This window comes from Hassallia byssoidea VB512170, assembly GCF_000817785.2.
GTDB classification, from domain to species: domain Bacteria; phylum Cyanobacteriota; class Cyanobacteriia; order Cyanobacteriales; family Nostocaceae; genus Hassallia; species Hassallia carrinoi.
Map to the genome: position 1 here is coordinate 1 of NZ_JTCM02000001.1, position 18,529 is coordinate 18,529.

General features: G+C 45.0%; 21 protein-coding genes. 11 read left to right on the top strand and 10 right to left on the bottom strand.

Annotation, left to right across the window (positions count from 1 at the left end; all coding sequences use genetic code 11):
- Positions 1 to 424: 424 nt before the first annotated feature.
- Complete coding sequence (gene lpdA, locus PI95_RS00005) at positions 425 to 1,852, top strand: dihydrolipoyl dehydrogenase (protein WP_039753108.1); 1,428 nt, start codon at positions 425 to 427, stop codon at positions 1,850 to 1,852.
- Here the strand turns inward: lpdA and PI95_RS00010 are convergent.
- Positions 1,845 to 1,985, bottom strand: coding sequence for a hypothetical protein (locus PI95_RS00010; protein ID WP_236116873.1), 141 nt, complete (start codon positions 1,983 to 1,985; stop codon positions 1,845 to 1,847). The two genes, lpdA and PI95_RS00010, sit on opposite strands and share 8 nt — an antisense overlap.
- An 18-nt stretch (positions 1,986 to 2,003) precedes the next feature.
- Here PI95_RS00010 and trpC point away from each other — a divergent pair, with 18 nt between their 5' ends.
- Genes trpC through PI95_RS00025 form a run of 3 tightly spaced genes read left to right on the top strand, consistent with a single transcriptional unit; the run spans position 2,004 to position 3,376 of the window.
- Positions 2,004 to 2,894, top strand: a complete 891-nt coding sequence (trpC, locus tag PI95_RS00015; RefSeq protein WP_039753106.1) for an indole-3-glycerol phosphate synthase TrpC — start codon at positions 2,004 to 2,006, stop codon at positions 2,892 to 2,894.
- A gap of 12 nt (positions 2,895 to 2,906) precedes the next feature.
- Entirely contained in the window at positions 2,907 to 3,083 is a 177-nt protein-coding gene (locus PI95_RS00020; RefSeq protein ID WP_163518462.1) for a hypothetical protein, read from the top strand.
- Between the two features lie 41 nt (positions 3,084 to 3,124).
- The gene (locus PI95_RS00025; protein WP_039753105.1) at positions 3,125 to 3,376 is read left to right on the top strand and encodes a DUF5340 domain-containing protein; all 252 of its coding nucleotides are present in this window, start codon (positions 3,125 to 3,127) and stop codon (positions 3,374 to 3,376) included.
- Positions 3,377 to 3,597: 221 nt separating this feature from the next.
- Here PI95_RS00025 and PI95_RS00030 read toward each other — a convergent pair whose 3' ends face one another.
- Together PI95_RS00030 and PI95_RS00035 are read right to left on the bottom strand one after the other, a co-directional pair.
- The gene (locus PI95_RS00030; RefSeq protein ID WP_039753103.1) at positions 3,598 to 3,789 is read right to left on the bottom strand and encodes a DUF2949 domain-containing protein; all 192 of its coding nucleotides are present in this window, start codon (positions 3,787 to 3,789) and stop codon (positions 3,598 to 3,600) included.
- Positions 3,790 to 4,316: 527 nt separating this feature from the next.
- Positions 4,317 to 4,847 carry a DUF192 domain-containing protein gene (locus PI95_RS00035; RefSeq protein ID WP_039753102.1) on the bottom strand — a complete coding sequence of 177 codons (531 nt, stop codon included), beginning with the start codon at positions 4,845 to 4,847 and terminating at the stop codon, positions 4,317 to 4,319.
- Between the two features lie 25 nt (positions 4,848 to 4,872).
- On the opposite strand from PI95_RS00035, the gene PI95_RS00040 reads away from it, so the two are divergent.
- On the top strand, positions 4,873 to 5,136 hold the full coding sequence (locus PI95_RS00040; protein WP_163518463.1) for a hypothetical protein: 264 nt from the start codon (positions 4,873 to 4,875) through the stop codon (positions 5,134 to 5,136).
- 21 nt (positions 5,137 to 5,157) lie between these two features.
- On the opposite strand, the gene PI95_RS00045 is transcribed toward PI95_RS00040, so the two are convergent.
- The 5 genes from PI95_RS00045 to petM all read right to left on the bottom strand — a co-directional run bounded on the left by PI95_RS00045 (position 5,158) and on the right by petM (position 8,944).
- Positions 5,158 to 5,322, bottom strand: coding sequence for a hypothetical protein (locus tag PI95_RS00045; protein ID WP_163518464.1), 165 nt, complete (start codon positions 5,320 to 5,322; stop codon positions 5,158 to 5,160).
- A gap of 135 nt (positions 5,323 to 5,457) precedes the next feature.
- Positions 5,458 to 6,144, bottom strand: a complete 687-nt coding sequence (gene nblR, locus PI95_RS00050) for a response regulator transcription factor NblR (RefSeq protein WP_039753100.1) — start codon at positions 6,142 to 6,144, stop codon at positions 5,458 to 5,460.
- Between the two features lie 404 nt (positions 6,145 to 6,548).
- The gene (locus PI95_RS00055) at positions 6,549 to 7,466 is read right to left on the bottom strand and encodes an NAD(+) kinase (protein ID WP_039754087.1); all 918 of its coding nucleotides are present in this window, start codon (positions 7,464 to 7,466) and stop codon (positions 6,549 to 6,551) included.
- 233 nt (positions 7,467 to 7,699) lie between these two features.
- Positions 7,700 to 8,686 (bottom strand): SDR family oxidoreductase, encoded by a 987-nt coding sequence (locus PI95_RS00060; RefSeq protein WP_039753099.1) that lies wholly within the window; start codon positions 8,684 to 8,686, stop codon positions 7,700 to 7,702.
- Between the two features lie 153 nt (positions 8,687 to 8,839).
- Positions 8,840 to 8,944: a cytochrome b6-f complex subunit PetM gene (gene petM, locus PI95_RS00065; protein ID WP_039753098.1), complete on the bottom strand. Its 105-nt coding sequence runs from the start codon at positions 8,942 to 8,944 to the stop codon at positions 8,840 to 8,842.
- On the opposite strand from petM, the gene PI95_RS00070 reads away from it, so the two are divergent.
- Positions 8,895 to 9,290 (top strand): hypothetical protein, encoded by a 396-nt coding sequence (locus tag PI95_RS00070; RefSeq protein ID WP_163518461.1) that lies wholly within the window; start codon positions 8,895 to 8,897, stop codon positions 9,288 to 9,290. The genes petM and PI95_RS00070 overlap by 50 nt on opposite strands.
- Before the next feature lie 36 nt (positions 9,291 to 9,326).
- Positions 9,327 to 10,412 (top strand): 4-hydroxythreonine-4-phosphate dehydrogenase PdxA, encoded by a 1,086-nt coding sequence (gene pdxA, locus PI95_RS00075; protein WP_039753096.1) that lies wholly within the window; start codon positions 9,327 to 9,329, stop codon positions 10,410 to 10,412.
- 367 nt (positions 10,413 to 10,779) lie between these two features.
- On the opposite strand, the gene PI95_RS00080 is transcribed toward pdxA, so the two are convergent.
- Positions 10,780 to 11,625 (bottom strand): hypothetical protein, encoded by an 846-nt coding sequence (locus tag PI95_RS00080; protein WP_039753095.1) that lies wholly within the window; start codon positions 11,623 to 11,625, stop codon positions 10,780 to 10,782.
- A 26-nt stretch (positions 11,626 to 11,651) separates the two neighbouring features.
- Here PI95_RS00080 and PI95_RS00085 point away from each other — a divergent pair, with 26 nt between their 5' ends.
- The 3 genes from PI95_RS00085 (at position 11,652) to PI95_RS00095 (ending at position 16,433) form a co-directional block, all read left to right on the top strand.
- Complete coding sequence (locus PI95_RS00085) at positions 11,652 to 11,900, top strand: hypothetical protein (RefSeq protein ID WP_236116874.1); 249 nt, start codon at positions 11,652 to 11,654, stop codon at positions 11,898 to 11,900.
- Between the two features lie 129 nt (positions 11,901 to 12,029).
- Positions 12,030 to 12,596, top strand: a complete 567-nt coding sequence (locus PI95_RS00090) for a hypothetical protein (RefSeq protein WP_039753094.1) — start codon at positions 12,030 to 12,032, stop codon at positions 12,594 to 12,596.
- 69 nt (positions 12,597 to 12,665) lie between these two features.
- Positions 12,666 to 16,433, top strand: a complete 3,768-nt coding sequence (locus PI95_RS00095) for a CHAT domain-containing protein (protein WP_039753093.1) — start codon at positions 12,666 to 12,668, stop codon at positions 16,431 to 16,433.
- A gap of 75 nt (positions 16,434 to 16,508) precedes the next feature.
- Here the strand turns inward: PI95_RS00095 and PI95_RS00100 are convergent, their stop codons facing one another.
- Entirely contained in the window at positions 16,509 to 17,405 is an 897-nt protein-coding gene (locus tag PI95_RS00100; RefSeq protein WP_039753092.1) for a DUF4351 domain-containing protein, read from the bottom strand.
- Positions 17,406 to 18,093: 688 nt separating this feature from the next.
- On the opposite strand from PI95_RS00100, the gene PI95_RS00105 reads away from it, so the two are divergent.
- The gene (locus PI95_RS00105) at positions 18,094 to 18,522 is read left to right on the top strand and encodes a rhodanese-like domain-containing protein (RefSeq protein WP_039754086.1); all 429 of its coding nucleotides are present in this window, start codon (positions 18,094 to 18,096) and stop codon (positions 18,520 to 18,522) included.
- Positions 18,523 to 18,529 lie beyond the last annotated feature (7 nt).

An 18,529-nucleotide genomic window follows, 5' to 3' on the forward strand; every position in this document is an offset into this window, starting at 1 on the left:
ATAGACACTCATTGACAGCCTTGTTTACTAGATCCTCGATCCCCCACGACATTTTCGGATGAAGGCTGTCCATTTTTGTCCAGGTTCAGCCCAAGGGTTTATCAGTTGATGATACGTTTCCAAGTCTAATAGTACACCAACTCGCTGACCATGTTCATTAGTGACGTACTGCACTGATTCCAACATAATTGACTTTGGTAATCTGCTTGGGCTAATCATAGCCTATCAGAACGCTGCAAGTTGGAAAAAAGTATAAAATCAAATAAGTATATTTTTTGTAACCACAATACTGGTAGTATTAATATCTTCGCCAGAAGCGCGTAAATGATAATTTGATTTAGCAACACTCAAAAATCCTGGGGGTTGCATTGATTGCTTGTGAAGATGAGAATAAGTAGACAAAGCACACGACGGGGAAACTAACGTGAGTCAGGGATTTGATTACGATTTAGTAATTATAGGCGCGGGTGTAGGCGGACATGGCGCTGCCCTACACGCCGTTAGCTGCGGTCTGAAAACAGCGATTATTGAAGCAGCCGATATGGGGGGAACCTGTGTCAACCGGGGTTGCATTCCGTCTAAAGCGCTGTTGGCGGCTTCTGGACGTGTGCGAGAGTTAAGAGATGCCCACCACCTGAAATCGCTGGGTATTCAAGTCGGCAATGTGGATTTCGATCGCCAAGCGATCGCCAATCACGCCGACAATCTCGTATCCAAAATCCAAGGTGATTTAACCAACAGCCTCAAACGCCTAAAAGTTGATATCATCCGGGGTTGGGGAAAATTAGCCGGAAGCCAAAAAGTCAGTGTTACTACAGAAGATGGTGAAAAAACCATCACAGCTAAAGACATCATACTTTCACCCGGCTCGATTCCCTTCGTACCTCCAGGTATTGAGGTAGACGGCAAAACTGTCTTTACCAGCGACCAAGGCGTAAAGTTAGAATCTTTACCAGATTGGATAGCAATTATTGGCAGTGGCTATATCGGCTTAGAATTTTCTGATATATACTCAGCTTTGGGCAGTGAAATCACTATGATTGAAGCCCTCGACCAGTTGATGCCAGGATTTGACCGCGACATCGCCAAACTTGCAGAAAGGGTGCTAATTATTCCCCGCGACATTGAAACCAAAGTGGGGATATACGCCAAAAAAGTCATTCCCGGTTCACCTGTGGTAATTGAGTTAGCAGATTTCAAAACCAAAGAAGATGTAGATGTCATTGAAGTGGATGCTTGTCTAGTTGCCACGGGACGCATCCCCGCTACACAAAATCTTGGTTTAGAGTCTGTGGGTGTGGAATTAGATCGGCGCAACTTTATCCCCGTCAACGACAGCATGGCTGTATTGTCAGCAGGTGAAGTAGTGCCGCATTTGTGGGCAATTGGCGATGCTAACGGCAAAATGATGTTAGCACACGCAGCTTCGGCTCAAGGTATCATAGCGGTAGATAATATCTGTGGCAAACACCGTGAAGTTGACTATCGCAGTATACCGGCGGCAGCATTCACCCACCCAGAAATCAGCTATGTGGGAATGACGGAAACAGCAGCCAAAGATTTAGGTAAAGAATCCGGTTTTGAAGTGGGAACAGCGCGGACTTACTTTAAAGGTAATTCCAAAGCTCTAGCAGAAGGTGAAGCGGATGGTATAGCAAAAGTGGTGTATCGTCAAGACACAGGCGAAGTTTTGGGCGTTCACATTTTCGGAATGCACGCTAGTGACTTAATCCACGAAGCGTCAGCAGCGATCGCCAATCGCCAATCTGTCCAAACCCTCGCTCATTTAGTTCACGCACACCCCACACTTTCCGAAGTGCTGGATGAAGCTTATAAACGAGCAGTCAGTTAGGGAGTGGGGAGTAGGGAGTGGGGAGTAGGGGGGATGGGGAGAAAGAAGAATTATTCTCCTTGTCTCCCAAGTCTGCCTTGTCTGCCTTGTCTCCCCACTCCCCATTCCCCATTCCCCACTCCCCACTCCCCATTCCCCACTCCCCTCCATTATGCAAATCCGTCGCCTTCATCCTAATCGAGCTATTGATGTATCTGTAGTCCGCTATCAAGCCGCTATTCCTGATGCGGCACCTAACAACATTTTGGAGGAAATTGTCTGGCAGAAAGAAATAGAAGTTGAACAAATGCGCGAAAAGTTGCCTTTGCGGGAATTGCAGCATCAAGCCCTCAATGCACCCCCAACCCGCGATTTTATCGCCGCTTTGCGACAAGGTAAGACAAAGCCAGCGTTAATTGCGGAAGTTAAAAAAGCTTCTCCCAGCAAAGGAGTTTTCAGAGAAGATTTTGACGCAGTAGCGATCGCCCAACAATATCAGCGAGGTGGTGCCAGTTGTCTTTCTGTGTTAACGGATGTAAAGTTCTTTCAAGGCAGCTTTGATAACTTAGCCAAAATTCGCGGCACCGTAGACTTGCCTTTACTGTGTAAGGATTTTATCATCTATCCTTACCAGATGTTTTTAGCGCGTGTTAAAGGTGCTGATGCGGTCTTGTTAATTGCCGCTATACTTAGCGATCAAGATTTGCAATACTTTATCAAAATTGCTAAATCCCTGAAAATGGCAGCTTTAATTGAAGTCCACACTTTAGCCGAACTTGACCGCGTGTTAGCTTTAGATGATGTATCCTTAATAGGAATTAATAATCGCAACTTAGAAAATTTCTCTGTTGACTTACAAACTACTTGTCAACTGCTAACAGCAAGAGGTAGCCAATTGCAAGAACGGAATATTTTAGTTGTCAGCGAGTCAGGATTACATAACCCAGAGGATCTAAATTTAGTGGCGTCATCTGGTGCATCTGCTGTACTAATAGGAGAATCTTTGGTAAAACAAGCAGATATAGAATTAGCGATCGCTCAATTATTTCCCAAGCTTTTGTAAAAGAAAAATTACATGAGGAAATGCACACAAAGGGCGATTCGTCAATGGGTAAGTAGAGGGCGATACCTGCGGCACGCGGGTACGCGATCGCGTCTTTCTTTGCAAAATCTTCATCACCTACAAAATCTCGGCTTTAACCAAATACTTCTTCGCTATGTAAAAATTCATTTTTCGAGTCAAAAATCTTAGACTAATAGAAAATTCCAAATATTAAATATTAGATTAACTTTATGGAGCAAATTCCTCTGCCTTCACCTATCCACTACGAACTGATACTGCAACTTTTAGAAAGACAAACAATGTCAGCAGTCAGTCAAAACCCAGAACTACGGCATCAGGTGAATCAGCTAATTATTACACTCCGTAAAGCTGCGGCACAACAAAAACACCTAGAAGAAATTTGCCAGTTTTCCTCTAAAGAAGTTGACCACCGCTGGTCAATCAATCATCAGAATTCTCAGAAAGTTGTCGTTCCTGATTGATTAAAATTAAGCAGTAAAGAGTTAAGCGTCAATATGTCCTTCTTAAATTCAAAAATTTGTACTTATAACTAAATCAAGAGAGCGAGTTGAATCATCCAACTCGCTCTTTTAATTTATATGTAAATGAGTAGAAAACCGTGCAGCTAATTTCCCTATCTATCAGCCTTTGCAAAAGGCTTTGATGTGGCATAAGTCGATTCTCCTGAATAAACTACTCATAATTATGCCGTCTCCAGCCAATCATAAATTTGTTCTAACTGTTCGAGAGTAATTAATCCATATTGCCAAAGAATCATTGGCAAAGGACCTGGGTCTTGTTCTCGGTGACGAAGAGCAACCGCTAGCGAAGCCGTAGAAATTGCTAAATCATCTTGTAAAAAACGAATAAGTCGAGGATATGTTGATGGTGTCATTTGTATCTCACCTCCCTATCGTAAAGTGTATTGTCATACATAAATTCAAGATTTTCTGTAGCCTATAAGCAGTATTTCATCTGTGACTGTGTTGTTAACTAATTAACACCCCAACACAGTTAATGACGGTGTTCCTCTCACAAAGCCTTCTGTTAAAAGGATTCGGTAAATATAAAATAAGAGCGCTTCTTGTCTACTTAATTTTCAAGTAGCGCTTAGATTCAGATGAAATTTATTTAATCATTTTTACTATAGTGCTTTAATTGATTACACCTGTAGTAAGAAAGATTCCATAGTTATACTCTCTTATTAACGACTATTTATACGTACGCCAAAAGGAATATTTTTTGCCATCAAATGTTAAAATTGCTATTTTGTCCTGGAAATAGCTTGGTTTTGTAATGATTAGCATGTTTATAAAATATTAGGTCAAAAGTAATTTTTTTACTAGACCATGTAATGCTTTTTTTACTAAAACTTCAACATTGATATTTTTCCCGCTAGCGTAATTAGGCTTACTGAAACCTCTATCTCCGGGAAGAACCGGGGTTGAGGAATTCAATTTTAACACGATCGCTCACTTTTAAACTTAATTCAGCGGCACGTCCAGAACGCAGTTCAATTACCGTGTCGATTGGTGTTTGAGGACCATAACTAGGACAAGGATCGGCAGTACAGGGAGGTACATTAGCTGCAATATATTGCACTACCCCCTGACGTAGAAAAATCATATCTAACGGTATAAGAGTATTCTTCATCCAAAAACTGACTGGTTGCGCGGAACGAAACTGAAACAGCATTCCCCTGTCCCTTGGCAAAACCTTGCGATACATCAACCCAATTTCTTGTTCTTTTGGTGTCCGCGCTACCTCCAAATTAATTTTTGTGCCATTAGGAACAATGGCAACACCAGAAATCGGTAGTGTTTGACCAGAAGGCGCTGAGGCTGATAATTGAGAATCGAACTTTGTGCTGGGGGGTTTAGCTGGTGTTGGTTCAGAACAGCCGAACAGCGCAACACTTAGGAGCATTGGTAGCAAAATTAGCCAACGAATCATAGAATTTTAATTGGTTGGAGCGTTGATGGTTGTTGGTTGGAGCGTTGATGGTTGGAGCGTTGATGGTTGGAGCGTTGTTAGTGGGCATAGGTTTGGCTGTGCGGTCTTGGTGTCGGACCTGCGTGGAGCATCTGCCGTCATTGGGCATTGGGAATTGGTAATGGGTAATGGGAATCTGAAGATGGGAAAAGGGGAGGCAGTGCGTTGCGTATTTTCCACTCGTCACGTTTTCGCTCTTAAGCTTCCACTCCATAGCTGCCGCGTGAAAGTTGTAGCACCTGCAAGCTGATTGGGAAAAGGAAAAGAATTATTACCAATGCCCCATGCCCCATGACGGCAGATGCGCGTCTGCCGGGGAACCCTTGCGGCAACAGCGAGTGGGGGGAACCACGGCAGGTGCTACAACAGGACTCCACCCCCCTTCGGGTTCGCCACTACGAATAGACGGTACAGGCAACCGCGCTCGTGGACTCACCGCAACGCACTGCCGGACCTTGGCGGAGCGCCTCTCCCAAAGGGAGAAGACCGCGCTGCCGATGCCTACGCACAGCCAAACCTATGCCGAATTCCCACTATCCACCATCCACGCTCCCACGCTCCTGCCAACTATTTACGATTCCCGTAACACGTATCCTACACCGCGCACCGTTTGAATCAGGCGCTTTTGACCTTCTTCTTCGATTTTTAGACGGAGGTAGCGAATATACACTTCGATGACATTAGATTCGCCCATAAAGTCGTAACCCCAAACATTTTCGAGAATTTGTTCGCGGGTTAATACTTCACGGGGATGTTCCATTAGATACTTTAAGAGTTCAAATTCTTTCATTGTCAAGTCAATAGCCCGCCCGTTGTGTATAGCGCGACGAGTTGCTATATCTAAAATCAAATCTCCAAAACGTAACTGTTCTGTGGTATCAACATCTGGTTTTAAATAAAGGCGAATCAACTTTAAAAAGTCTTCTGAACGATAAGGCTTGAGAAAGTAATCATCGGCTCCGGCTTCTAGACAAGCAACACGGTCATCGATTGTATCGCGTGCCATTAACACTAGCACGGACGATCGCATTCCGGCATTTCTCAGATTTTTGCACAAAGAGAGTCCAGATTCTCCGGTGAGCATTCGGTCTACAACTATTAAAGCAGGTTGGCGATCGCGGCAGTATTGAAAACCAAGGAACGCATCATGTGCCACAATTGGTTCGTAGCCAGCTTCCTGCAAATCGCAAGTCAGTTGATTTGCTAGATTCTCGTCGCTTTCAATCACCAAAACACAATCTTTGTGAGCAAGCGTCATATTAATGCGTGGAGTAATGATATTGAAATTCAATCTTCTGTGCTGTCAAACGTCTGTACATCAGGTCAAAGTGCAATTTACGTGTTTTTGATGATAGAGCAATTCTAGTTGGGCACTTTGTCTACCATGTTAAACGCACGTTCAAGTATCGGCGATTAAACTCGCAGATGCAACAATTTTAATAACTTATTCAAAATTACAGGGGAATGGGCATGGGGCAATTGTTTAATGGGCAATGGGCAATTGTTTAATGGGCAATGGGCAATTGTTTAATGGGAGATTTTTTCCATGCCCTATGCCCTATGCCCTATGACGGCAGGTGCTCCACGCAGGTGATCCCCAAGACCGCACTGCCTCCCCCATGCCCTATGCCCCATGCCCAATTCCCAATTCCCAATTCCCAATTAAGGCAATTCTACCGAGGTTGGTTTGGCGATGTGTGGTAGACCCCAACCTAATTTTTCTCGTAAAATGCGGAAAAACTCTGGTGGTTGCAAGCGAATAAATCGGGCAGTATATTGCGATCGCTCTAAATATACCCGATCTTGTGGCAGAACATAGCACCCTCCGTTACCATCCACCACCATCACTAGGCGAGGAATATTTACTGGGTAAATGTTTACTGGCTCACTATCAGGAAACACCAACGCCCTAGAAGCGAGAGAATGAGGGCAAATCGGCACTAATTGCAATACAGGTACTCCTGGAGTTACCACCGGTCCACCTGCACTCAACGAATAAGCTGTAGATCCCGTTGGTGTAGAAATAATCACACCATCTGCGGCAATATCTACTGGCGCATGACCTCCTATGACAATTTCAAAATGGCACATCGAGGTTAGCGGTTCTCGATGCAGCACCATTTCATTCAAGCAGAGGGCTTCCCACAATACCGACTCTCCCCGAAACACCTTGACGGTAAGCATTACGCGCTCTTCAATTTCATACTCACCCGCCATCAACTGTTCTATTGCTTGGGGCAATTGGTTGAGGTAAACTTCCGTCAAAAACCCCATATGACCAGTATTCACCGCTAGCAATGGAATGCCACAGGGGGCAACTTGGCGAGAGGCTGCCAAAACAGTCCCATCTCCCCCTAACACCACGACAAACTTCATTTCTGAGTCAAAACCAGGGGGTGTCAGACCCTCAATTGGCGTGTGGCATACAGGACTCTCTGGGGTAGAGTAGCCCAGCATACCACCGATACCCGCTGTGACGGAAACATCCCAACCGACTGCGGTTAGTTTGTCTTGCAGTTCGATAGCAACGCGACTCGCTATCGGTTTAACGTCGTTGTAAATAATGCCTGCTTTCGGCACATTCAAATATCCAACTTGCTTGCGATGCTCTATATTATGTTAATCGTGACACATTTTGGACAATGTGGGAATTGGGAATTGGGCATAGGGCATGGGGCATTGGGAATTGGGAATTGGGAATTGGGAATTGGGCACGCTCGCATGGGGCAGTCAAAAAATCAAGATAATTACTTTTGACTCCTGAGTGTTGACTTTTGACCCTTGACTGTTGACTTTTGACTTTTGACACTTAACTAATTTGAAGTCTTTTTAAAGGGGCTTCTTTTTTCCTTCTTCTTTTTGGCTTTAGTTTTTTCGTAGTCTATTTCTTTAAGTTTTTTCATAATTCGGCTGAAGTACTCTTGCAGGTAGCTTTCCAAGGTGGTGGTTTCTTGTTGGTCTAACCCAAAAACTTTGTATACTTCATCCATTGAGGCATTTAGCGGTTTACCACTTGCCAATACTTCTGTAAACGCTAGTCTGTCAGCAACGTTCCATCCCCACTGAAAGAACCGCGTTATGCTCCGCACTCCTCGCAATAAGTTTAATGGCATCCGGGTTATTTTGGCTTCTTTTTCAGATAAGCGTTCGCACAAGCTAATAATTTCCTGAGCACTCCAAGCGCGAGTACCCACCACCGGAAAAGCTTGCTTTTGCGTTTCTGGAACGCTCAAAGCGCGGATAGCAAACTTAGCAATGTCCTGAGTGTCCATGTAAGCGATGGGGGAAGATTCACCTGTCACCCAAACTGGTTGTCCTTCCAAAATCGGAATTCCATATTGACCGATTAACCCTTGCATAAAGCCAGCCAGCCGCAAAATAGTATAATTCAAGCCGGACTCTGCCAAAAAGAGCTCTGTACAGCGCTTAATTTCCATCAACGGTACTTCTGGATATTTATCGGCATTGAGAATGGAAAAGAAGATAAAACGTTCTACACCCGCAGCTTGAGCCGCTTGAATTAATGCTACCTTGCCATCCCAGTCTACTTGTTTAATACTCAGTGAGTCGGTAGGACGAGATGTAGAAGCATCAATGACTGCGGTTACACCTTCAAGTGCGGCTGTGAGGCTTTGGGGATAACACAAGTCTCCTGGTACGAGTTCTGCGCCCCATTCTTTAAGAAATGCAGCTTTTTTGGCACTCCGGACAAGACAGCGTACCTTATAGCCCTCATCGATAGCACGACGAGCCACTTGTCTTCCCAAGGTGCCAGTGGCACCGACGATTAATAATGTCATGGGGCTTTGTAAAAAATCTTAAAGTTTTATTAATAGAATCTTATCAGACTCGCATATGCAAACAAAAGTTTACAATATTTTTAACAAACTGATCTGGTGGGAGAGACTTTTTTTTGTCGCCTCTCCCTTGTCAGTAGCGGTTCGGTAGAATAATTATTCTGGTTCTGCGCCCTGAATCTTCAGCAACAATACACCCAAACCCCAGCCTATGAAGATTAAAGCGACGGGTAATAGCGCTGCTGCCACAATTTCGGTCATTGGTCTAATTCTCCTCTACGAATGGTTAATTTATATAAACTCAGTCTACCAGAAGGGCTGGGCGACGGGTGTGGGGACAAGGGGACTGGGGGACTGGGGGGACAAGGGGACAAGGGAGACAAGGAGGACAAGGGGAGGACACTTCTGTGCGGGGGTGGAGGAGCTCAGAACGTGTCCGTGGACAAGGGGAGCCAGTGCGTTGCGCGGGTTTCCCGCGTTGAAGCATCTGGCGTGGACAAGAAAGAATTTATCCGATTCTCAATGCCCAATGACGGCAGGTGCTTCAAGCCGGGAAACCCGTCCAACGCACTGCCTCCCCAATGCCCTATGCCCCATGCCCACCTAATATTATTCCCGCTTTTTTAGTAGGATTTTAAATCATATGTATTCAAATGTTACGGTAACATCTCATAAACAATTGCGTCCGCGTCTGGTGCTGACGTTGGGAGATCCGGCTGGGATTGGACCAGAGGTGGTTTTGAAGGCTTTGGCAGATGCGGATGTTCGCAAACACTGTGATGTAACGGTGGTCGGAAGCCGGGATTTATTGACACAAGTTTATACCAAGTTAAATTTAACTAAGAATTTGGACTCGATCGCAAATCCGGCTGAATTATCAGTTTTGGATGTTCCATCCCAAGGTGAAATTATTACCGGGATTGGTAACGCAGCTAGTGGTGCGGCTAGTTTTGCTTATATGGAAACTGCGATCGCTCACACGCTATCTGGTAAATTCGATGCGATCGTCACAAGTCCAATCGCTAAATCTGCATGGAAGGCAGCTGGCTATAATTATCCTGGGCAAACTGAACTTTTGGCAGAAAAATCTGGAGTTGACCGCTTTGGGATGTTATTTGTGGCGCGATCGCCTCACACAGGTTGGACACTCCGCACTTTACTCGCTAGCACACATATCCCATTAAGTCAAGTATCCCAGGTATTAACACCGGAGTTAATGACAAAGAAATTAGATTTGCTGGTGGAATGCTTAGAAAAAGACTTTGGGATAGAAAATGGGAAGATAGCGATCGCTGGTTTAAATCCCCACAGTGGCGAACAGGGACAGTTGGGACATGAAGAACAAGATTGGTTAATTCCCTGGTTAGAACAAGAGCGCAAAAATCGCCCATTATTTCAGTTAGATGGTCCGGTCCCACCAGATACAATGTGGGTTAAACCCGGTCAAGCATGGTATGGAAATTCTTTAATCCAAAATCTAAAATCTAAAATCCAAAATCCCGCAGATGCTTATTTAGCACTTTACCACGACCAAGGTTTAATTCCTGTGAAATTGATGGCATTTGATAGAGCGGTTAATACTTCTATCGGTCTTCCTTTTGTGCGGACTTCACCAGATCACGGGACAGCATTTGATATTGCAGGTAAAGGAATTGCCGATGCTACTTCGATGAAAGCAGCGATACATTTGGCGGTTGAATTGGTGTGTCAAAAGCTTAAAATAATGTAAATGGTAAAAAAGAAGAGACCGAGAGAACATATTATCGCCTCCCATTGAAGTGTTAATTATATCGAGGTAATCCAAATCACAGCACCTTGAGCGATCGCCACCGATGGAGACAATACTCAAGCGATGAAGTGCAACCGAGCAGCTATGTTGCTTAGTATTGGGTGATGCCGTGCGAAAAGCTGTGGTTGCGACTTTGTTTACAGCAATTTTCATCTATTTAGACCACAATCTTGTTTATTCATTTCTTCCTTTGCGCCTCTGCGAACGCCACTTGCTACAACGGGGGGAAAATAAGCAACGCAGTGGCTCCTTTGCGTGAGATAAAAATAATGTGGTTCATTTACTTGAAAATCGCTGTAAGCTAGCTTTAACGTATTTTGGGACGGCTGAGAATCAGTAACTGCACCCGACCATCACCTGTATTAATTGCCAATACTGGAGGACGCTGATTAGCCTTTGCTCGTGGTGGCATTGCGGGGAAGAGATATACCCAGTTGTTGTTCTCAATCAGCAACCGCCAAACAATAGGTTGCTCTGGATTGGTTGTATCGTTTGTTTCCCGTCCGAAAATCTGCTTGAACTGATCCACATCCCCGATAATCCGGGAATTCTTCAGGGGAGGATTGGTCAACAGATCATCCGGATTGCGTCCCAAAGCCATCTTATCGCTGGGGCTAACTAGAGTAACAATAGGTCTTGTAGAGGTGTTATTGACTGCATCCTGGTAAGCATCAGCAGTACCCTGCCAACGCGCTAACCAAAACAGAGCAACCAAAATCCAGGCTATAATTACGATTTCATGACGGAAAGGCTGGGGAAAAAGCTGGGCAAAGGAACGTAACGGCTTGAGGAGCCAAAAACCGTGCAGTTTTTGCGTAAATCTGCTGATGGGTAATTTTGACGTGCTAGGTGGAATGCTTGCATTTGGTGAGCGAATCAACCAAAGAGTGAATTGAATCAAAACTACTGTTATAGTTACAACTATAATTGTCCGAATAAATATCCACAAATCACCCAGAATAACTTGAATTGGTACTAGTAGAAATGACTCTACTGGTAAGTTTAAAGTATTAATTTCAACTTCAAAAAAGCCAAAGTAAGCCCAGCGATATATCCAGCCTGTAAAGTAAAGAAAAATACCTAATACGCCGAGCAGACTAGCGAAGCTGCCAAGAAGATTGGCACTGGTGGAATTTTGAGATGCTGGGGACATGACTAGTGACAAAAACTACTAAATATATGGTTCAAACTAGTATCTGGTTTACCGAAGGGGGCAACGCTCAATCGCTTTATTGTTGCACACACTCTTTGCGTCCCCATGCTACCTACGCCACATCGGTAAGGCTTACCCAAGGTTGGCGATTAGCCACCAGCAAGAGACATGATAAGCATCGGCTAGGTGTAAATCTTCATCCTCGGTTATCTGGTAGTGTTTCTGTAATTGCCCGTAGTGGAGCGTTGCCCAAAAAGTTGCGATCGCACTTTTGAGCAAACTTGTTTCAAAAGTTACCGGAACAAGAGGAACTTTTTGTGATTCTATATCAGTAGCCCTAAGTATATCTAAGGGTAAACCACTTTATTGCGTTACTCTTTATCTCGTTAATATTATTTAAATGCATGAAAGTATTTTTCAAAACACTGATTTTTGCCCTAGTGCTGACTGTCGCGGGGACGGGAGAAAATGTACAAGCAGTGATTGGCACTATTCAAATAGCCCAAACGCAGAAGGCAGCAGTTAACGCGCCGATACCCTTGGCGCTACCCAGCACTGCGGATGTGGTACTGAAGAATGGAAGTTCGATGACGGGACAGGTGACAGCGTTTGACCCGAACAAGCAAATAATTCAGATTTCCCTCAGTCGTGTTTCTCGCTCACTCAAAATTGCCCAGATTAAGCAAGTAACCTTTAAGCGAGATGGTCTAGTTTATACCAGCGATGGTCGGCGGGTCATCCGGGGAGACGATAACTCACAGGCTCAACAAAGCACTTGGAAGAATATTCCACTGAATGCGTTTCGGTTTCTCAACCCTAGGCAAGCAAGCGTAGACCTGGCAACACTCATGAATCCGAGGGATCTCCGTGGTATTCGGGGAGTGGCTGTTAAGAGTTTATATGTAGCGGATGAAATTCAGTTTCAAACTGCTGGAAAGATGACTATCAAGGTAACGCCTACTGACCCTTAGGTTCGATGGTGCTGGTGCTATCTACCCACATATTACTGGGATTGTAATTTTATCAAAGATGAAATTTTAATGCAACGCATTCTCAAAGTTTTGTTGGCAGTGGGAATTGGTTTGGCTCCAGTTGTTATGCAGTCAACTGTTGAACCAGTGTGGGGACAAACTCAGAATCCCCAAAGTGAAGAGGCGCTAAAACTTCTGAACCAAGCGCTGAAACAAACACGGCAAAGCCAACCACAGCAGGCAATAGAAACGTTTAAGCAAGTTTTAGCAATTGCACAACAACTTAAAGACCGAAAGCTGGAGGCAACTGCTCTACTTGGAATAGGTTTAAACTTTGGCAACATTGGGCAGCAGCAGAAAGCATTGGAGTTTTACAACCAAGCTCTTGTTATTAGTCGATCTGTGGGCGATCGCGTCGGGGAAGCCATTATCTTGAATGCGGTCGGTACAGTCTACATCTACATTGGGCAGCCCCAGAAAGCATTGGCGTTTTTCAACCAAGCCCTGCCTACTCTTCAAGAAGTGGGCAACCGCGCTCTTGAACCCCAGATCCTAAGTAATATTGGTGTAGTTTACATCGACATTGGGCAGCCCCAGAAAGCATTGGCGTTTTTCAACAAAGCCCTGCCCATTAGTCGAGAGGTGGGCAACCGCGCTGCGTCAGCCATAGTCCTGGGTAATATCGGTGAGGTCTACATCAACCAAGCAGTGGGCAACCGCGATTCTGAAGCCTCAATCTTGACTAATATCGGTGCGGTCTACAGCAGGATTGGGCAACCCCAGAAAGCTTTAGAGTTTTTCAACCAAACCTTGCCTATCTTCCGAGCGATGGGCAACCGTGTCAAGGAAGCAATTACCCTGAATAGTATCGCTGATGTCTACGGCAAGATTGGGCAACCTCAAAAAGCATTGGAGTTTCTCAACCAATCCCTGCCCATCCGCCGAGAGGTGGGCGATCGTCTTGGGGAAGCCAATATTTTGAATAATATCGCTCAGGTCTACGCGGACATTGGGCAGCCCCAGAAAGCATTGGAGTTTTACAACCAATCCCTGCCGATTACACGAGCAGTGGGCGATCGCGCCGGGGAAGCCACTACTCTAAATAATATCGCTGCGGTCTACACTGGCATTGGGCAGCCCCAGAAAGCTTTAGAGTTTTACAACCAAGCTCTGCCGATTAAACGAGCGGTGGGCGATCGCGCTGGGGAAGCCACTACCCTGAGTAATATCGGTGGGGTCTACAGCGACATTGGGCAGCCCCAAAAAGCATTAGAGTTTTACAACCAAGCCTTGCCGATTACACGAGCGGTGGGCGATCGTGCGCTTGAAGCTAGAATTATGAGTAATATCGGTCTGGTCTACACTGGCATTGGGCAGCCCCAGAAAGCTTTAGAGTTTTACAACCAAGCCCTGCCGATTAGACGAGCGGTGGGCGATCGTTTAGGAGAAGCTACAACTCTGAATAATATCGGTGGGGTCTACAGCAACACTGGGCAGCCCCAGAAAGCTTTGGAGTTTTACACCCAAGCCCTGCCGATTAGACGAGCGGTGGGCGATCGCGCTGGAGAAGCTACAACTGTGAGTAATATCGCTGGGGTCTACTTCGACATTGGGCAGCCGAAGAAAGCATTGACGTTTATCAACCAAGCCCTACAGATTATGCGAGAAGTGGGCAACCGTGCTGGGGAAGCGACAATTCTGAATAATATCGGTTTGGTCTACGGCAACATTGGGCAGCCCCAGAAAGCTTTGGAGTTTTACAACCAAGCCCTGCCGATTAAACGAGCGGTGGGCGATCGCGCTGGAGAAGCTAATACTCTGAATAATATCGGTGGGGTCTACAGAGACATTGGGCAGTCTCAGAAAGCATTGGAGTTTTTAAACCAAGCCCTACCGATTCAACGAGAGGTGGGCGATCGTGATTCTGAAGCTAATACTCTGAATAATATCGCTGTGGTCTACAGTCAGATTGGGCAGTCTCAGAAAGCATTAGATTTCTACAACCAAGCCCTGCCAATTACACGAGAAGTAGGCAACCGTGCGCTTGAAGCTACAACTCTGAGTAATATCGGTTTGGTCTACAGCAACATTGGGCAACCCCAGAAAGCTTTGGAGTTTTACAACCAAGCCTTGCCGATTAGACGAGCGGTAGGCGATCGTGATGGAGAAGCTGTTACTCTGAGTAATATCGGTGCGGTCTACCAGGACATTGGGCAGTCTCAGAAAGCATTGGAGTTTTACAACCAAGTCCTGTCCATCTTTCGAGAGGTGGGCAACCGTGCTGCGGAAGCCACTACCCTGAGTAATATCGGTTCAGTCTACAGCAAGATTGGGCAACTGAGTAAAGCTGCTACAAATTGGGAGCAAGCAGTCAGGATAACTCTGGAAATTCGTAAAGGACTAACCAAAGACTTTCGGGCAGAATTTTTGCAGCAAGAACAAGGAACTTCCATCGCCCTCGTGGATCTCCTCATTAGGCAAAAGCAAGCAGATTCAGCTTATGAATGGGCTAACCTCGCTACAACTGCTGACTTGATTGACTACGCCCGCTTGCTTAATGCCAAAGTCGCTAACCCCGATGCTCAACGAGCTATTGATGAGTGGAACCAGCTTTATCAGCAACTGCAATTTCTGCGTCAGCGCTTACAGGATAAATTTTCCGATACACTCTCAGGGCAAATGCGGGAGCGAGAAGCCCAAGTTAACCAGCAAGCCGAAGTTATCTCGAAGCGCTTTCCGGAAGTGGCAGAACTGTTTGAAACCAATCCCACAGACATTGCTCAACTAAGAGCCAGTATCCCAGCTGGTACAACAGTAATTCATCCTGTCTTACTGACGAACAATAAAAGTATCCCAAATACAATCGCTCTGTTTATTTTGACCAAAGACAAGCTGACAGTAAAGCTTGTACCTGTTAATCCGGCTGAATTCGATAACTTACTCACCCAAACCCATGCTCAACTAATCAATCGCTTTGATGATAAATACCTCGACAACTTGGAAAAGCTTTATAATCTGCTGATTCGTCCAGTTGAAGCTGAAATTCAGGCAACCAACCCCACACAACTTAGCATCATCGCCACTGGAGCTTTCCGCTACATCCCCTTTGAAGCCCTCTACAACAGCAAAACCGACAAATACCTGATTCAGGAATACCCCGTTAGCTACCTGACTCGTCTCTCTACCCATTCTCTCCAAGCTACTCGGACAAAAAACTCAACATCTGCCAAGAAGGTTCTAGCTCTTGGCAACCCGATTCCTAAAAACCCCTTGGCACTGCCTGGATCTGAAATTGAAGTCAACAGCATTACTCAAATCCTACCGGGAAGTGAAGCTATAATTGGCAACAAAGCTACACTCGCCACATTCAAAACTCAAGCTCCTCGCTTTCCTCTGCTACACCTGGCAACGCATGGCTGTTTCCAGCGAGGGGGCTGCTCGAAATTAGGCTTGTCAGAGAATGTCCTTTTATTTGCTGACCAAAAACTCAACATTGCTGATGCAGCCCTGTTGGGATTGAGCAACACTGATTTAATCACCCTTAGTGCCTGTCAGACTGCCCTAAATACTGATTCTAAAGGGAAACTATTGATTGGTGAGGGCGCAGAACCAATTACCGGACTTGCCTACCTGTTTGAGCGTGCAGGAGCTAGAGCCGTTATTGCCAATCTTTGGAGCATTGAGGATAAAACGACCCAGGAAATCATGGTACAGTTTTACCGAAACCTGAAACAGGGGATGAGTAAGGGTGAAGCGTTGCGCCAAGCTAAGTTAAGCCAAATTAATAGTCATCCTTTCTTCTGGTCATCCTTTGTCCTCATCGGTAATGCCGAGTAGGTGATGTTGGGCAGATGCGATGCACGTCGAACCTGTCTGCATCAATGCGATCGCGCTTTAACCCTTAAGCGAACCTTATTTAGCCTGCTCCAACCAGTTCACCAAATCGGACATATCGCTAAAATCTAGTAGATCCTCGCCCAAAGCTTCGAGCCGATCTAATGGTAATTCACGAATACGCTCCTCCAAAGATGGTTCAAGTGTCCCCACCCGACGATTTAACTGCCGCAGCACCAGCTTTTGTGCCTCCTGCTCCATCCAACTTGTGACAATTTGCATAACTTGTTCCTCCTCCTTCAATCCCATCGTATCAAGTTCACTCTGAAAAACTCGCTCCTCTGTTGCATTTAACCGTAGGTACGTATCCACAAATCCAGATATTAACTGTGTGCGTGCCGGATCAAGCCGTAGTGTTGCTAGTAACCGCAAACACTCTGCCTTTACCCTCGGACGATCTTTTGGGGCAATTTGCATTTTTGCCATCAATGCCGCCGCCACTGGATTTTGCTGTTGCAGGAAATCTCTCCAGTTAAGTTGATTAAGTTGTATCGCTGTGAAGTTGAATTCCAGTACCTTTAAATTCGGAAATTCTACCTGATACTGTTTCTTTTCCTCGCGCTTTGGCTCATCAAAGGAAAACACCACTACTGGATAGATAGGCAGCAAATGTTCTTGATGCAGCTTGGCAAAATAGAAGAACATTCTTCGAGTAAAGTTGGCTTCGCTCGAAGACTGGTTTTCTACATGAATAATAAAGCAAGTTTCTTGCCCACGAAACCTTACTAGTGCAAGCAAGTCAAGAATTTTGCGCTCTCCAGTAATGATGTCAGTAAAGTACTCTTGTTGCAAAAAGGTGACAGGTTCACGCTCTAAATAGTCAGCTACTTCTGGTAGAAATAGCTCTATAAACTCAAAGAAAAACGTAGATAGGAGTTTTTTGAAAAGTTGGTCGTGGTCAATTTGTTCGGTCATGCAACAATGCTAGAAATTCTCTAATGTTTTCAATGAGGTCAGCGTTGTTGGTTGTTAATTGTTATTTGGAGCGTTGTTGGTTGTTGGTTCTTAAGATTTAGCACTACCCACTACCCACTATCCACTATCCACTAACCACTATCCACTAACCACTATTATATTTTTGTTGTTGACGCTCGCTTGAGAAAGTTGAAAAGCCTATAACTTGATTTTTGTCAAACAAAATATACACTATTTAATTTTGTAGTCTTATAAAAAGATTGTCATATAAATTAGATTTATATAATTGCTAATTAAGTTGGGTTTGACGCCGATCGCTTGCAAACATTTATCTTTGCGAGCAAGTCTATCTGAAGGGGGATATTTACAAGCTTCATACCCAGGAAAGAGAGAGTAAATTTTTAGTGTTTGCTAAATTACTGATATTAACATAATCGGCGAGGGATGTATGGAATCAGAAAACAATATCGAATCAGCAGCGAAGGATGCAGCAGATTCAGCTAAAAATACCGCAGAATCAGCGAAGGATACAGCACAATCAGCAGCGAAGAATGTTGCTTCTTCAGCCAAGGATGTCGCAGAATCCGCTAAAAATACCGCAGAATCAGCAGGGAAGAATGTCGCAGATGCAGCGAATAAGGTAGGACAAGCTGGTAAGAAGGCTGTCAATAATGTAGTAGGGGATGTTATTCCTTCACAGCCACCAATTGACCCCCAATCTGATGTTCATGTGCTGAAATCGCGTCTGGAATGGGGCGAACCAGCTTTTACAATTTTGGATGTGCGCGATCGCATGACCTATAATGATGGTCACATCATGGGATCAATGCCAATGCCAATCGATGAATTGGTAGACCGTGCAACCCCAAGTTTAGCTAAAAGCCGTGATATTTACGTTTACGGCGCAAATGACGAAGAAACGAACCAAGCCGCACAAGCACTTCGTTCTGCTGGATTTGAACATGTCTCAGCACTCAAAGGTGGTCTTGCTGCATGGAAAGCTGTCGGCGGTCCAACTGAGGGTATTGTAGAATCAAAGACTCCCGCAGGCGCAGATGACTACAATGTTGTAGATCGCTTGAAAAATCACGCCGAAACACAAAACAAAAACGTGTAATTAAGAG